Genomic DNA, 13,498 nt, shown 5'->3' with positions numbered 1-13,498 from the left:
ACCTCAGAAACCGAGCGACGAGACGCCCTACCAGGATGGCTGCATCACTATAATCATCACCGACCCCACACAGCCTGCGACAGGCTCGCCCCAATCACCCGCTTAACCAACCTCCCCGGACAGTACAGCTAGCCGTCGGCTCCGTCCCAAACAGCTCCGGCATCGGCCTTGACGAGGTGGGGGTGGCGCGCAAGAGCTCCGGCCACATCACCGTTGACCGAGTATCTCGAACGACGGCCTTTCGTGTCTATGCCGCCGGTGATGTGACGGGCTCGCTCCCGCTTGCCTCGGTGGCGGCGATGCAGGGCAGGACGGCGATGAACCATGCGCTCGGTGACTATGTTGAGCCCCTCGATCTCAGCGGAGTCGCCGCCAACATCTTTACGTCGCCCGAGATCGCCAGCGTCGGGGTTTCGCAGAGGGAAGTCGACGAGGGGCGCGATGCGCTCGTGACGATCATCCCGCTCACGCGCAACCCGCGGGCGAAGATGCAGGGGATGACGGACGGGTTCGTCAAACTCTTCGTCGACACATCGACCCGAGTCATCATCGGCGGTGTCGTTGTCGCGCCGTCAGCTTCCGAACATATTCTCCCCATCGCGCTCGCCGTGTCGAAGAGGCTGACAGCCGATGAAATGGCGTCTGTCTTCACCGTCTACCCGTCCCTGTCCGGCTCCATCACCGAAGCCGCACGTCAGCTTCGTGCCTCTGTCGACGCTGGCCACATCCGGAGTGTCCTCGCACGGAAGACGACGTCCGATACCCTGATGGATTAGAAAGGCGGCAGACATGAAGTCGTACAGACGTGGCCCGATCCTCATGCGCGGGCAACAGATCCCGGAGAAAACAACGGATGCGCTCCTGCTCGCCCCCGGTCAGGACTCTGAGTGGGTCCATTCGGACCCGTGGCGGGTCATGCGGATCCAGGCAGAGTTCGTCGAAGGCTTCGGTGCGCTTGCGGATCTAGGCCCCGCCATCTCCGTCTTCGGTTCGGCCCGGGTTCAACCCGGCAATCCTGATTACGAGCTTGCCCGGGACATTGCCCGTCGACTCGTCAAGGATAAATTTGCAGTCATTACCGGCGGCGGCCCCGGCGTCATGGAGGCCGCCAATCTCGGCGCGGTCGAAGCGAAGGGAATATCTGTCGGGCTCGGCATCGAGCTACCGTTTGAGCAGGGCATGAACGACTATGTCGACCTTGGCATCAGCTTCCGGTACTTCTTCATTCGCAAGATGATGTTCGTCAAGTATTCCCTCGGTTTCATCGTCCTTCCGGGCGGGTACGGAACACTCGATGAGCTGTTCGAAGCGCTCACACTCGTGCAGACGCGCAAAGTCGACTCCTTCCCCGTCATTCTCGTCGGCCGGGACTACTGGGGTGGGCTCGCCGACTGGGTCGTGAAGACGGCACTCGCGGAGGGCATGATCTCGCCCGGCGACGAGAAGCTCTTCTCGGTCGTCGACACGGCCGACGAAGCCATCCGAGCTGTCCATACGGGCCTCAAGGCTGTCGTGCACGCACGAAATGGGGGAGACAGGGCCGCACGTGCGGAAGATGCAGAATAGGTTCTTCTCCCGGTGTCTGTCACTTTCAAGTAAACTATGAAGTGAACTTCACTGAAGGAGATAGACTATGGCAGCTCAGAAACCCCGCTCGGGTGACGGACCGATCGAAGTGGCGAAGGAAGGCCGCGGTATCGTCATGAGGATTCCCGTTGATGGTGGGGGGCGTCTCGTCATCGAACTGAACGCCGAAGAAGCAGCCGAACTCGGGGCCGCTCTCGACGCAGTTGTCAACTAGCATCGCGTCACGAGCCCGGGCAGACCGTTAGGTCAGCGCCCGGGCTCTGTTCTATGTCTGGGCGAGAAGGAGCCCAGATCCAATCGGAACAAGCGATGCCAGCGGGCTACGGTCCAACACGTCGCGTACAAGACCGCGGATGGCGACGGTCTCTGGCTCTCGTCGCGCCGGGTCTGCCACACGACCATCGAGCAGGGCGCGGGCGATGATGAGAAGGCCGCCTGGCCGGAGGATTCGCAGAGCCTCTTCCGCATCGCCCGGCGCCTCCTCAGGGTCGCCGTCGACGAGAACAAGGTCATAGGACCGATCCGCGAGTCTCGGCAGAATGTCCGCCGAACGTCCCTTGATGAGGCGAGTACGTGAGGCGCGGATGCCGGCCCGGGCGAAGAACTCTCGTGCGGCGCGCTGTCCCTCAGCTTCAACGTCGATCGTCGTCAGCGTGAGGTCACTCGTGCCGAGCAGGAGGTACAGACCCGACACTCCGGTTCCCGTGCCCACTTCGACGGCGGTCCGGGCCTGTGAAACAGAAACGAGGAGGCGCAGTAATGCGCCCGTCGCAGGGGAGACGGCCGTCACCCCAAGGTCGTCTGCTGCGGCGCGCGCCTGGACAATGGGCTGGTCCTCCGGCGTCTGTTCCTCGGAATAGGCCCAAGACAGCGTCTTATCGCTCGACATCAGCGTTTCCTCCTACGGTTGCTAGGCTCATGTTACGTGCAAAGTCGCCTCGTCCGCCGCCATTGCTCAACGCCACCCCTGCGGGGCCACTTTTCTCTGGCTCAAGCCGTCTCAATGTGGTGTACGACGCTATGAGCGTAGTCCTTCCGTACCTGACCCGCTGATCGGACCGCGCTAGGATGGGCGCCATGGGAATCAACACGACTGAGTTCATCGTCATTGCGCTCATCCTCGTCGTCATCGTTGGTCCCGAAAAGCTTCCCGAGCTCGCAGCCCAACTCGGCCGCCTCATCCGCGAAGTCAAAGCCATCGCAACCGGTGCGAAGGCCCGCGTGGAGGAAGAGCTCGGCCCGGACTTCGAAGAGCTCAAGAACCTCGATCCGCGCCAGTACGACCCGCGGCGAATCGTGCGTGACGCACTCAAGGACGAGCCGCCCGCGAGGGTACCGAGCCGCACATCTCGGCCCGTGTCTACACCGAGGACCGCACCGGCAGCAGCAGTTCCAGCGGCGGCGCAACAGGCCTCAGGCCAGCCGTCTCAGGGCAATACAACGCCCGCGAACGAGTCCAGCCCTCGGGGTGCGGAACCCGCAGCGCAGAGCGCAACACCGAACGATCAGGTGGGGGAGCCGAGCGACGTCGCCTCGACCCAGGCCGTCGACGAGCCCGCCCGCGAGTCAGTCCCGTTCGACGACGAGGCGACCTGAGACGTCGTCCTGGAATGATCCGGGCGCTACCGAATGACGATGACCGACGGTCCAACAGCTGAGCGCCTTGTCGAATGGGACGCGCAGAATGGTTCCGCGAAACAGAACATGCTCCCAGCCGAACGGCTGGGAGCATGTTGCACGTGAGATCAGTCGATGGGGCTGAGCCCAAGCGGGCGGCCGACAAGGCCTCGGGCCCGGTGGGATAGCGTGTCCGCGATCCCGCGAATGGTTGTGGCGGCCGGAGATTCCGAGTCCGTGCCAGCCAGGGGAGTGCCGGCGTCGCCCTGCTCGCGAAGCTCCTGCTCGATCGGGATTTCAGCGAGCACGGGAATGTCGTAGCCGAGGATCCGTGTGAGCTCGGACGCGACCTGTTCGCCGCCGCCCGTGCCGAAGAGGTCCATCTTCGTGCCGTCTGGAAGTTCGAGGAACGACATGTTCTCGATGACGCCAATGACCTTCTGGTTCGTCTGAGCCGCCATCGCGCCCGCACGTTCGGCGACCTGAGCGGCGGCCTGCTGAGGCGTTGTGATAACGACGATCTCGGAGTTGGGCAGAAGCTGCGCAACCGAGATGGCGACGTCGCCGGTGCCGGGGGGAAGATCGAGGAGGAGGACATCAAGGTCTCCCCAGAACACGTCGGCGAGGAACTGCTGGAGCGCCCTGTGCATCATCGGACCACGCCATACGACGGGCGTGTTGCCCTGCGTGAACATGCCGATGGAGATGACCTTCACGCCCTGTGAGACAGGAGGCATGATCATGTCTTCGACACGGGTCGGCGGCATGGTGACGCCGAGCATGTCAGGAATGGAGTGGCCGTAGATATCGGCGTCGACGATGCCAACCCGCAGTCCCGACTTCGCCATCGCGACCGCAAGGTTAGCGGTCATCGACGATTTCCCGACTCCGCCCTTGCCGGAGGTGATGGCGTAGATGCGGGTCAGAGATCCCGGCTGGGTGAACGGGATGACGGCCTCCGGGACGCCTCCACGTAGCTTCGTCTGCAGGTTCTTTCGCTGTTCGTCGGTCATGACGCCAAAGTCGACTGTGACCGAGGTCGTCCCCTCAACCTCACCGACTGCGTTCTCGATGTCGGAGGAGATCGTGCCTCGCAACGGACAACCCTGCGTCGTCAGATCAATGCCGACGATGACGTTGCCGTCATTGATGTCTACACTGCGGACCATGTCGAGGTCGGTGATGGGGCGTCGAATTTCAGGATCGAGAACGGTGCCAAGGGCTTCCCGTACTGCATCCTCACTGGGTGTCGTCATACTCGTTATTCTAATGATGAAGCATTATGTATTCTAGGCTCGCGGTTCACAGTAGGCGGTATCACATGCGTACAGCCTTCCTCGCCCTCGCGCCCTGACATTATGCTGGCTTGTCGGACGAGAGGGGGCCCGTGGCACAAGCAACGGTTAAGGCGGATGGTTCGCATGCTCGGATCCGCCGCATCGAGGGCCTCGATGGTCTCCGTGCGATCGCCGCAGGGCTCGTCCTCGTCTACCACCTCATTCCCGGCTGGGCCGGCATCGGATACGTTGGCGTCGACGTCTTCTTCGTGCTCTCAGGCTTCCTTATCACCAGTCTTCTCCTCGTCCGTCGCACCGGGCTGGCAGATTTTTGGGCGCGAAGGTTCCGCAGGCTTTTCCCCGCTACCTTGCTTGCGACGATCGGCTCCGCTGCCCTCGCCGTTCTTGTCGGCGGCGATGCAATCGTCGCCCTCGGACGGCAGATCGTCGGTTCGCTGACCGCGACGTACAACTGGGTCGAGATCGCGAACAGTTCCTCGTACTTCAATCAGACGAGTCCTCTGCTGCTGACAAACATGTGGTCCCTCGCGCTTGAACAGCAGTTCTACCTGTTCTGGCCGATCGCCGTCCTTGTGCTCATCAAAGCACCTCGCCGCTGGCGGCTTACCGCAGTGCTCGCTCTCGCCGCGGGCTCGACGGCACTCCACGTTGTCCTCGTCAACGTCGATGTCACGCGGGCGTACATGGGCACGGATACACACCTGTGGGGTCTCATGTTTGGCGCCGGCCTCGCGTTTGCGATGGAGGGGACCGTCGTCGACCGCGGTGAGCCGACTGAGAGCCGTAGGTCGAAACTCTGGGGGCTGACCGGCTGGCTGAGCCTCGTGACCATCATTGTTGCGGGACTACGCGTACCGAACTCCTCGTGGATGTACCCGTGGGGCATGGTCGCGGCCAGCCTTCTCGCCCTGCTCCTCATCCGCTCCATGCTCCCCGATGTGCAGTCTGCGCCCGCCGCGGCCCTGCGACGGATCCTCGACAGCCGTCCGCTCACGTGGTTCGGCGTTCGCTCCTACGGCATCTACATGTGGCACTGGCCGCTCTACGTTCTTCTCTACTACCGCTTCCCCCTCATGGAGCCACTCATTGTCGCCGCCATTGTCCTCGCGACGTCGGTTCTCCTCGCGGACCTGTCCTACCGCTACGTTGAGAACCCGATCCGGCGTATGGGCGTGAGGACGTGGCTCGCCTACCAACGCGACAGAATCGCCTCAGCAAATCCGGCACGCGCTAGCATCACGGTCGCCCTTCCCGGCATCGCCGTTGCACTCGCCCTCGGTGGTGTCATCATCGCCCCCGCCATTTCATCCGGTCAGCAGGCCGTCGAGGATGGCAAGAACGGCGGAATCGAGGCCATGGACGTCGATGGCACGGACCCCGGAAAGGGTGCCGAGCGCGACCCAGCTGACACGCTCACTCCGACCGAGCCCCCACAGCCGACCCCGGAACCCGTGGAGCCGTCCCCCTCCGCGTCCCCTGAGCCGGAACCAGAGCCCCGACCGGTCCCGCAAAGCTGGGATGAGGTCACCGTCATTGGGGACTCCGTCACGCTCGCGTCGAAATATGCGATGGAGGAGGCGATGCCGGGCATCATCGTTGATGCGGCGGAATCACGCAGTATTAAGCCGGCCGCCACCCTCATCTCCCAGCACGCCGCGCAGGGAACCCTTGGAACCTTCGTCGTCATCTCGCTCGCGACAAACGGTAGCGTCACAGACAGTGACATCGACCAGATCCTCGAAGCTACGGGTCCCGATCGAACGGTCGTCTTCGTCACGGCCTTCGGCCCCGCTCGCGTCACCTGGGTCCCCAGATCTAACGAGGCGATTAGATCTGCCGCGCTCCGTCACCCCGACCGTGTCCGGGTTGCCGACTGGAATGCTGCCATCGCCGCCCGCATCGACCTGCTCGCCGGTGATGCCGTCCACCCGGGACGTGAAGGCGCACAAATGTACGCGGAGACGGTGAAGCAGGCACTGAGCCCATGACCGTCACACGTCCCGTTCGACGGTGGCCTAGCCAGTCGCACTCCTGCGTCAGCACGACGCCGGCGCGGGTTATTGAGAATTCCTGAGATCTTCGATTTCGGCCTGAAGCTGGGCGATACGCTCCTCGCGCTCCCTGAGACGGTCCGTGCGCTCACGATCGAGCTCATCGATCATGTCCCGCAGCTCAGAGCGGACAAAGTCACGAGTCGCCATATCGCCGAGCGTCATCCTCATGCCGACGATTTCCCGTGTCAAATACTCCGTGTCTGCCAGGTTGCGCTCAGCCCGCCGCCGGTCCTGCTCGTTCGCGACCCTATCCCTGTCGTCCTGCCGGTTTTGGGCGAGGAGGATAAGGGGGGCGGCGTAGGACGCCTGGAGCGACAGCATGAGTGTGAGGGCTGTGAAGCCTAACGCGGCACTGTCGAAGCGCAGGTGCTCGGGCGCGAAGGAGTTCCACACGAGCCACGCCACAACGAAGACCGTCAGATAGATGACAAAACGAGGGGTGCCGGTGAACCTCGCAATCGTCTCGGCGATCTGTCCGAGCCAATCGGAGTCCCGCCGCGTACGGATTCGGCGAAGGCGGCGCTGACGGCCTTCAAGCGGCTCACTGAAACGATCAGCCATTTCGTTCCACTCTCATATCTGCCTCGTCGTCCTGCGTCGTGCGCCAATCATCGGGGAGCAGATGGTCGAGGACATCATCAATCGATACGGCGCCCAAGAGAAGCCTGGACTCATCGACAACAGGAAGCGCGGTGAGATTGTATGTCGCCATCCGCTTTGCGACCGACGCCATCCCATCCTCCGGGTCAAGTGGTTCGATGTCGGTGTCAATAATCTGGCCGAGGAGAGTTGACGGCGGTTCGCGGAGCGCCCGCTGGAGGTGGACGATGCCGAGGTAGCGCCCCGTCGGACTTTCGAGCGGGGGTCGAGTGACAAAAATGGTGGCAGCCAGGGCGGGAGTCACCGACGATCTGCGGGCCGACGCAAGCGCGTGGGCGACCGTGGCATCGGGGCCGAGGATAATGGGCTCCGTTGTCATGAGACCGCCTGCGGTCCGCTCGTCATAGGCCAGCAAGCGACGGACGTCCTCTGCCTCTTCGGGGTCCATGCGTTCCAGAAGGAGAGCGGCCTGACTCGACGGGAGTTCCGCAACGAGGTCCGCTGCATCGTCTGGCTGCATGACGTCAAGAACGTCGGCGGCCCGGTCGAGGTCGAGATCGGACATGATGGCGACGCGTTCATCGTCCCCGAGTTCGGACAGGACGTCCGCAAGCCGTTCGTCGTTAAGTGCTGTCGCCACGGCGAGCCTTCGGTCACCGGGCAACTCACGTAACACGTCAGCCACGTCGGCAGGTTTGAGGTGAGCAATCCTCGCGAGGAGGGCGGTCGCAGCCTGACCCTCTTTGCCGGTCGCAAGGCCGGTCAGCTCGCCGACCGGGACGATGAGAGATTCCCCGCCGTGCGGTCCGTCCCGATCGGTGCGGACATAGACGTGCGAGACCCGCCAGTCAGCGCGCCGATACTCTTCGATCGCGACATCAATAACGGTCGCACCGCCGCTACCGTCCTTGAACGCCACTCGCCGATCAAGGATCTCGTTGATGACGAGAGTCTCTGTCGACCGCTGGGAGAAACGACGAATGTTGACGAGCCCGGTCGTGATGACTTGACCGTTCGCGATCGCTGTGACCCGCGAGAGCGGCAGAAAGACACGCTTCTTGCCAGGGACCTCGATGACGAGGCCGACGCCAAGCGGCGCCCCGACGAGACGGAAAAGGACGACAACATCGTGGACCTTGCCGACGCGGTCGCCGATCGGGTCGAAGACACCGGTGCCGGCCAGCCGACCGACGAAGACTCGGGTCCGCATGGTCAGTCCCTTCGCTCCCACACGCGTCTCATCCACGCCTCGACGTCCTCGACCGTGCGAGGAATCGATTCGGACAGGCGGCGGGCGCCCTTGTCGGTGACGAGGATGTCATCTTCAATGCGAACTCCGATGCCGCGTAGCCACTGCGGGATCTTTTCGTCGTCCTCACGGAAGTACAGCCCCGGTTCGATGGTGAAAACCATCCCGGGTTCAAGGTGCGCGTCGAGGTACATTTCCCTGCGTGCCTGGGCGCAGTCGTGGACGTCGAGACCGAGGTGGTGGGAGGTGCCGTGAGGCATCCACCGGCGATGGAATTGCCCCTCCGGGGCAAGCGATTCCTCCGCGGTTCCGGGCAGGCAGCCCCACTCTTCGAGGTGGCGGGCGATGACGACCATAGCGGCCTCATGGATCTCACGGAAGCGCACACCGGGCTCGTTTGCCTTGGCGAGCGAGGCCTCGCAGGCCTCGAGAACCGCGTTGTATACCGCCGCCTGCTCTGGGGTGAATGTGCCGCTGACCGGGAGGGTGCGGGTGATGTCGGCTGTGTAGAGAGAGTCAACCTCCGCGCCCGCGTCGATGAGGACGAGTTCACCCCCCTTGACCTGACCGTTGTTGACGATCCAGTGCAAAGTGTTGGCGTGGTTGCCGGCGGCGGCGATCGTGTCGTAGCCGAGCCCATTTCCCTCTTCGCGGGCCCTGGCTGCAAAGGCTCCCTCGAGGACCCGCTCGCCGCGCCAGTGGTCAACCGCGCGGGGCAAGGCGGCAATCATGTCCTCGAAGCCTTGGGCGGTGACGTCAACAGCCTTTTGTATCTCGGCGATCTCCCAGTCGTCCTTGCGGAGCCGCAACTCGCTCGTTGCCTCCCGCAGTTTCGCGTCGAGTGCATGTCCCTCGGTGAGTGCCTCTCGCTGGCGAAGCTCTTCGATCTGAGCGTCAATCTTCGAGTCAGCGGAGGTGATGGCAGCGATCTGCACCTCGCCGAGGTCCTTCTCGAGAGCGTCCGGGAGGCTGTCGATGTGCTCGGTCCGGATTCCCGTCATCGCCGTCATCTCAGCGAGCGAGGGGCGTGCTCCAACCCAGAACTCGCCGTACCGGGAGTCGGCCCAGAATTCTTCGGATGAACGGGGGCTGCGCGGGTGGAAGTAGAGAATCGCTTCATGTCCGCCATCCGCCATCGGGTGCATGACAAGCACGGCGTTCGGCTCCAGTTCCCCGCCGAGGCCCGTGAGATGAGCGAAGGCAGAATGTGCGCGGAAGCGGTAGTCCGTGTCATTTGAGCGGACGCGTAGTTCGCCAGCTGGGATAACGAGCCGCTGACCCTCGAACTGTCGGCTCAGGGCGCTCCTCCGCAACGCCGTATAGTCCGCAGCAGCGGAGCGTTCGGGCCCATGAGGGCGCTGCCCCCAGTCTTCTCCGATGAACTCCCGGAATGCCCGACTGTCGGGACGCTGGGAGCGGTTGGATTCACGATCTTCTGTCTCAGTGCTCATGCCGACCATTCTGTCACTCGAGCGCCTCCCTTTCGATTCACACGAGGTTTGCGGGCAGACGTTGAGAAAAACCCATAACCTTGATCAGTGATTGATTTGCACACCCACTCCCTCCATTCGGACGGCACTCAGAGTCCGGGAGAGCTCATGGCCGAGGCGGCCAGCGTCGGCATTGACGTCCTTGGACTCACCGACCACGACACCGTCGCAGGATATGACGAGGCAATCGCCGCCGTTCCCGAAACCGGCGTGTCGCTCGTTCGGGGGATTGAGATGAGCGCCAGGCACGAGCACCGCTCCGTCCACCTTCTCGGTTACCTTTTTGATCCCGCGGAGGGTATTGGCGAGCACTGTGTGCGCCTGCGTGCGGAACGCGCCGACCGGCTCTACCGCATGGTCGAGGCGATGGATGCCGATGGTCTACTCACGTGGGGTGAGGTTCTCGATGTCGCGGGGCAAGACGCGACGCTCGGACGACCTCACGTCGCCGACGCCCTGCAGGCGCGCGGCGTTGTCGCGAGCCGTGATGAAGCATTCGCGACGTTGCTTTCGGCGCGGTCACCGTACTACCGGCCATATCGTGCGCCGGACCTGCGCGAGGCGGTTAACCTTGTCCACGACGCGGGTGGCGTCGCAATCTGGGCACATCCGCGAGCCGTCGCACGTGGCGGTGCCCACTCCTGGGAATCGATCATCTACGGCCTTGACCTGGGCATCGATGGCCTCGAAGTCGACCATCGCGATAACCCGCCAGAGGACCGTCGAGTACTGGCGGACATTGTCACAGAGCGGCAGCTCATACGAACCGGTGCGAGCGACTACCATGGCTCCGGCAAGCTAAACCGTCTGGGGGAGCACACCACCTCGCCCGAGATGTTCGAGAAGATCGCCTACAAGGCGTCGATGGAGGTCATCAATCCGTGAGCAGCGTCCTGGATCTCACCCTGTTCGCTTCAACCTTCTTCACCCTGTTCGTCATCATGGACCCGGCGGGCTCGATCCCGATCTTCCTCAGCTTGACCGCGAGAATGACGCCGAAGGAGCGTGCGACTGCCGCCTGGCAGGCCACCGCCGTCTCGGCTGGTGTGCTTGGCACCTTCGGCCTTTTCGGCACCTACATTCTCGGATTTCTCCACATCTCCGTCCAGGCGATGCAAATCTCGGGTGGCCTCCTCCTCCTGCTCGTCGCACTTCAGCTCCTGACCGGAGAGGAAAGTGACCCTGGCAAACCGGCTGGCAAGACGAACGTCGCGCTTGTCCCTCTCGGGACACCGTTGCTCGCGGGTCCAGGCACGATCGTCGCTTTCATGCTCGCCGTTGGGGAAGCTGGCAACGAACTTCCTTCCCTCGCCGCAGTGATCGCCGCGTTCGTCTCCGTTCACGTCCTCACGTGGGCGAGCCTGCGCTTCTCAGTCCTCATCAACCGACTACTTGGCGAGGGCGGCATTACCGTCCTGACAAAACTGTCCGGCATGCTCCTCGCAGCGATCGCTATTCAGCTTATGGTCAACGGTGTCCTCGGCGTCATCGACGGTATGTAGAGGCCACCGCTTTACTGGCGAATGGCCAACGAGTTGGGCCCGCCGCGCCAAGGGACACCGAACAACCGCGGGGTCGTACGACAAAGGGATGGACTCGAGCAGAGTCCATCCCTTTGTCGTTGTGAGGTGTCGAGTCAGCTCGCCTCACCGTGTGGCTTGCCGTTCTTCGTCCGCTTGCGCTGGCGCGGGCGGCGCGGACGATCTGACGAGCTACTTCCGCTCCGGCCGCGGCCTTCACTGCGTCCACCCCTGCCGCCTCCGCGACTTCCGCTGCCGCCACGGCTCCGCGACGACTTGCCGCCGGTCTCGCCGAGGTCCTCGACCTCTTCAGCCTCTAGACCAGCCCGGGTGCGTTGCGCGCGCGGTAACCGGCCGGTGACCGACGGATCAATGCCGAGGTCTTCGTAGAGATGCTCCGACGTATGGTACGTCTCGACGGGCTCGGGGGTGCCGAGGTTGAGTGCGTTGTTGATAACGGACCAGCGCGGCATGTCCTCCCAGTCGACGAACGTGACCGCCGTGCCCTTCTGTCCCGCGCGACCGGTACGGCCAATGCGGTGGACATAGGTCTTATCGTCCTCGGGGCACTGGTAATTAACGACGTGCGTGACGTTATCGACGTCGATGCCGCGCGCAGCGACATCCGTCGCGACAAGAATATCGATCTTGCCGGAGCGGAAGGCCCGGAGCGCGCGTTCACGGGCGCCCTGGCCGAGATCACCATGAAGAGCCCCCGTTGCGAAGCCCCGCTCTTCGAGATCCTCTGCGACGCGAGCTGCCTGCCGCTTTGTCCGGGTGAAGACGATCGCGAGTTCGCGATCCCTGGCCTGGAGGATGCGGACAAGAACTTCGATCTTGTTGAGCTGGTGGGCCCGGTAGACAACCTGGGTCGTGTCCTTCACCGTCTGGTTGTCGTCGGTCGGATCCTGGGCGCGAATGTGCGTCGGGCGGGTCATGAAGCGGCGCGCCATGGCGACGACGGGGCCGGGCATCGTTGCTGAGAACAGCATCGTGTGCCGGGAGGCTGGCGTTGCCGACATGATCGTTTCGACGTCCTCGAGGAAGCCGAGATCGAGCATCTCATCGGCCTCATCGAGCACAAGAACTTTCACGTGCGAGAGGTCGAGAATCCTCTGCTTGAGCAGGTCGATGAGACGCCCCGGGGTTCCGACGACAATCTCAGCGCCCTTCTTTAGTGCCTCGACCTGGGGCTCGTATGCTCGCCCGCCGTAGACCTCAACGATTCGAACGTTGCGGTTAACCGATGCTGCGACGATGTCGCCAGCGACCTGAACGGCAAGCTCACGCGTCGGTGCGATAGCCAGGGCCTGCGGCGCACCGGGCGCACGCAACTGATCAAAACCTTCTTCGCCGGGACCAACGACAGCCTCAATCATGGGGATGCCAAAGCCGAGAGTTTTGCCAGTCCCCGTCTTCGCCTGCCCGATGATGTCCTGTCCCGACAGCGCGATCGGCAGTGTCAGTGCTTGGATCGGGAAGGGATAGGTGATGCCCTTCGCGTCGAGTGCGTCGACGATGGGTTCGCTCACGCCGTAGTCGGCGAAAGACTTCTGTTCAATCTCATCGGGCGCGGCGGCGATATCTGCCGCGGGTTCGTTGAGTTCGGGCACGACGGCCTCGTCGGTATCAATTTTTCCGGTGTGTGAAGACATACGTCCCCTTTGCTGATCGGCGGATAGGAGCGCTGTTCGCGCTGGCAGCCGATCGCAGAGGAGCAAATGCCGGGAATCCGGCGAGAGTGATGATGTCAACGGCACGACCGGTCAACCTTCGGGACCATCTTAGTCCACGGCCGCGGCCGGCCGCCGAATATGTGTCACGCGTGACCGAAGCCAACCCTGCGGGGCTCGTCCTCTCCGAGTGAGACGTAGGCCAGCGTCGTGACCGGCACATAGGCCTTGCGACCCTTCGAATCTTCGACCCGGAAGATGCCGTTGTCGGCAATTGCCTTCTCGAGGGCCTCCTCGACCTCCTCCGGGGACATGTCGACGTCGTAGGTGAGTTCGCGGGTGATGTTTTGAATACCGATGTGCAGTTCCATGGTGCCAATCGTACGGAAAAGCATGGCCAACGCTGGCGA

15 protein-coding genes are annotated in these 13,498 nt (G+C 63.2%); 8 read left to right on the top strand and 7 right to left on the bottom strand.

Annotated features, from left to right (window positions below; genetic code table 11):
• From H7E91_RS10935 to H7E91_RS10920, 4 genes are all read left to right on the top strand, one after another.
• A partial coding sequence (locus tag H7E91_RS10935; protein WP_182354407.1) for an integrase core domain-containing protein occupies positions 1-132 on the top strand: 132 nt, incomplete at its 5' end.
• A 44-nt stretch (positions 133-176) separates the two neighbouring features.
• Complete coding sequence (locus tag H7E91_RS10930) at positions 177-776, top strand: NAD(P)/FAD-dependent oxidoreductase (protein WP_338401795.1); 600 nt, start codon at positions 177-179, stop codon at positions 774-776.
• A gap of 13 nt (positions 777-789) precedes the next feature.
• Positions 790-1,566, top strand: coding sequence for an LOG family protein (locus H7E91_RS10925; protein WP_182355131.1), 777 nt, complete (start codon positions 790-792; stop codon positions 1,564-1,566).
• A gap of 67 nt (positions 1,567-1,633) precedes the next feature.
• On the top strand, positions 1,634-1,801 hold the full coding sequence (locus H7E91_RS10920) for a DUF3117 domain-containing protein (protein WP_182355130.1): 168 nt from the start codon (positions 1,634-1,636) through the stop codon (positions 1,799-1,801).
• A gap of 51 nt (positions 1,802-1,852) precedes the next feature.
• Here H7E91_RS10920 and H7E91_RS10915 read toward each other — a convergent pair whose 3' ends face one another.
• Complete coding sequence (locus tag H7E91_RS10915) at positions 1,853-2,476, bottom strand: O-methyltransferase (protein WP_182355129.1); 624 nt, start codon at positions 2,474-2,476, stop codon at positions 1,853-1,855.
• Between the two features lie 188 nt (positions 2,477-2,664).
• Here H7E91_RS10915 and H7E91_RS10910 point away from each other — a divergent pair, with 188 nt between their 5' ends.
• On the top strand, positions 2,665-3,183 hold the full coding sequence (locus H7E91_RS10910) for a twin-arginine translocase TatA/TatE family subunit (RefSeq protein ID WP_182355128.1): 519 nt from the start codon (positions 2,665-2,667) through the stop codon (positions 3,181-3,183).
• A gap of 149 nt (positions 3,184-3,332) precedes the next feature.
• Here the strand turns inward: H7E91_RS10910 and H7E91_RS10905 are convergent, their stop codons facing one another.
• Entirely contained in the window at positions 3,333-4,460 is a 1,128-nt protein-coding gene (locus tag H7E91_RS10905; protein ID WP_182355127.1) for an Mrp/NBP35 family ATP-binding protein, read from the bottom strand.
• Positions 4,461-4,591: 131 nt separating this feature from the next.
• Between H7E91_RS10905 and H7E91_RS10900 the strand changes: the two genes are divergently transcribed.
• A complete protein-coding gene (locus H7E91_RS10900) occupies positions 4,592-6,490 on the top strand; it encodes an acyltransferase family protein (RefSeq protein ID WP_182355126.1) in 1,899 nt (632 codons plus the stop codon).
• Between the two features lie 69 nt (positions 6,491-6,559).
• On the opposite strand, the gene H7E91_RS10895 is transcribed toward H7E91_RS10900, so the two are convergent.
• The 3 genes from H7E91_RS10895 to H7E91_RS10885 are packed head-to-tail and all read right to left on the bottom strand — an operon-like array spanning position 6,560 to position 9,865.
• On the bottom strand, positions 6,560-7,117 hold the full coding sequence (locus tag H7E91_RS10895; RefSeq protein ID WP_182355125.1) for a DUF1003 domain-containing protein: 558 nt from the start codon (positions 7,115-7,117) through the stop codon (positions 6,560-6,562).
• Positions 7,110-8,366 (bottom strand): magnesium transporter MgtE N-terminal domain-containing protein, encoded by a 1,257-nt coding sequence (locus H7E91_RS10890; protein WP_182355124.1) that lies wholly within the window; start codon positions 8,364-8,366, stop codon positions 7,110-7,112. The genes H7E91_RS10895 and H7E91_RS10890 overlap by 8 nt, the downstream gene beginning before the upstream one ends.
• Before the next feature lie 2 nt (positions 8,367-8,368).
• Positions 8,369-9,865 carry an aminopeptidase P family protein gene (locus H7E91_RS10885; protein WP_422111044.1) on the bottom strand — a complete coding sequence of 499 codons (1,497 nt, stop codon included), beginning with the start codon at positions 9,863-9,865 and terminating at the stop codon, positions 8,369-8,371.
• A gap of 78 nt (positions 9,866-9,943) precedes the next feature.
• On the opposite strand from H7E91_RS10885, the gene H7E91_RS10880 reads away from it, so the two are divergent.
• Together H7E91_RS10880 and H7E91_RS10875 are read left to right on the top strand one after the other, a co-directional pair.
• Entirely contained in the window at positions 9,944-10,780 is an 837-nt protein-coding gene (locus H7E91_RS10880) for a PHP domain-containing protein (RefSeq protein ID WP_182355122.1), read from the top strand.
• Complete coding sequence (locus tag H7E91_RS10875) at positions 10,777-11,397, top strand: MarC family protein (protein WP_182355121.1); 621 nt, start codon at positions 10,777-10,779, stop codon at positions 11,395-11,397. The genes H7E91_RS10880 and H7E91_RS10875 overlap by 4 nt, the downstream gene beginning before the upstream one ends.
• Before the next feature lie 134 nt (positions 11,398-11,531).
• Here the strand turns inward: H7E91_RS10875 and H7E91_RS10870 are convergent, their stop codons facing one another.
• Positions 11,532-13,070, bottom strand: a complete 1,539-nt coding sequence (locus tag H7E91_RS10870; protein WP_182355120.1) for a DEAD/DEAH box helicase — start codon at positions 13,068-13,070, stop codon at positions 11,532-11,534.
• Between the two features lie 164 nt (positions 13,071-13,234).
• On the bottom strand, positions 13,235-13,459 hold the full coding sequence (locus tag H7E91_RS10865; protein ID WP_182355119.1) for a DUF3107 domain-containing protein: 225 nt from the start codon (positions 13,457-13,459) through the stop codon (positions 13,235-13,237).
• Positions 13,460-13,498: the final 39 nt, after the last annotated feature.

The organism is Flaviflexus huanghaiensis, from assembly GCF_014118685.1.
GTDB classification, from domain to species: domain Bacteria; phylum Actinomycetota; class Actinomycetes; order Actinomycetales; family Actinomycetaceae; genus Flaviflexus; species Flaviflexus huanghaiensis.
This window is presented reverse-complemented; position numbering and strand designations above follow the sequence as displayed.

What these genes read in the sequence shown, in the direction of transcription:
- H7E91_RS10925 (WP_182355131.1), top strand. Translation starts at nt 790, where the DNA reads ATGAAGTCGTACAGACGTGGCCCGATCCTCATGCGCGGGCAACAGATC.
- H7E91_RS10920 (WP_182355130.1), top strand. Translation starts at nt 1,634, where the DNA reads ATGGCAGCTCAGAAACCCCGCTCGGGTGACGGACCGATCGAAGTGGCG.
- H7E91_RS10915 (WP_182355129.1), bottom strand. Translation starts at nt 2,476, where the DNA reads ATGTCGAGCGATAAGACGCTGTCTTGGGCCTATTCCGAGGAACAGACG.
- H7E91_RS10910 (WP_182355128.1), top strand. Translation starts at nt 2,665, where the DNA reads ATGGGAATCAACACGACTGAGTTCATCGTCATTGCGCTCATCCTCGTC.
- H7E91_RS10905 (WP_182355127.1), bottom strand. Translation starts at nt 4,460, where the DNA reads ATGACGACACCCAGTGAGGATGCAGTACGGGAAGCCCTTGGCACCGTT.
- H7E91_RS10895 (WP_182355125.1), bottom strand. Translation starts at nt 7,117, where the DNA reads ATGGCTGATCGTTTCAGTGAGCCGCTTGAAGGCCGTCAGCGCCGCCTT.
- H7E91_RS10890 (WP_182355124.1), bottom strand. Translation starts at nt 8,366, where the DNA reads ATGCGGACCCGAGTCTTCGTCGGTCGGCTGGCCGGCACCGGTGTCTTC.
- H7E91_RS10885 (WP_422111044.1), bottom strand. Translation starts at nt 9,865, where the DNA reads ATGGTCGGCATGAGCACTGAGACAGAAGATCGTGAATCCAACCGCTCC.
- H7E91_RS10870 (WP_182355120.1), bottom strand. Translation starts at nt 13,070, where the DNA reads ATGTCTTCACACACCGGAAAAATTGATACCGACGAGGCCGTCGTGCCC.
- H7E91_RS10865 (WP_182355119.1), bottom strand. Translation starts at nt 13,459, where the DNA reads ATGGAACTGCACATCGGTATTCAAAACATCACCCGCGAACTCACCTAC.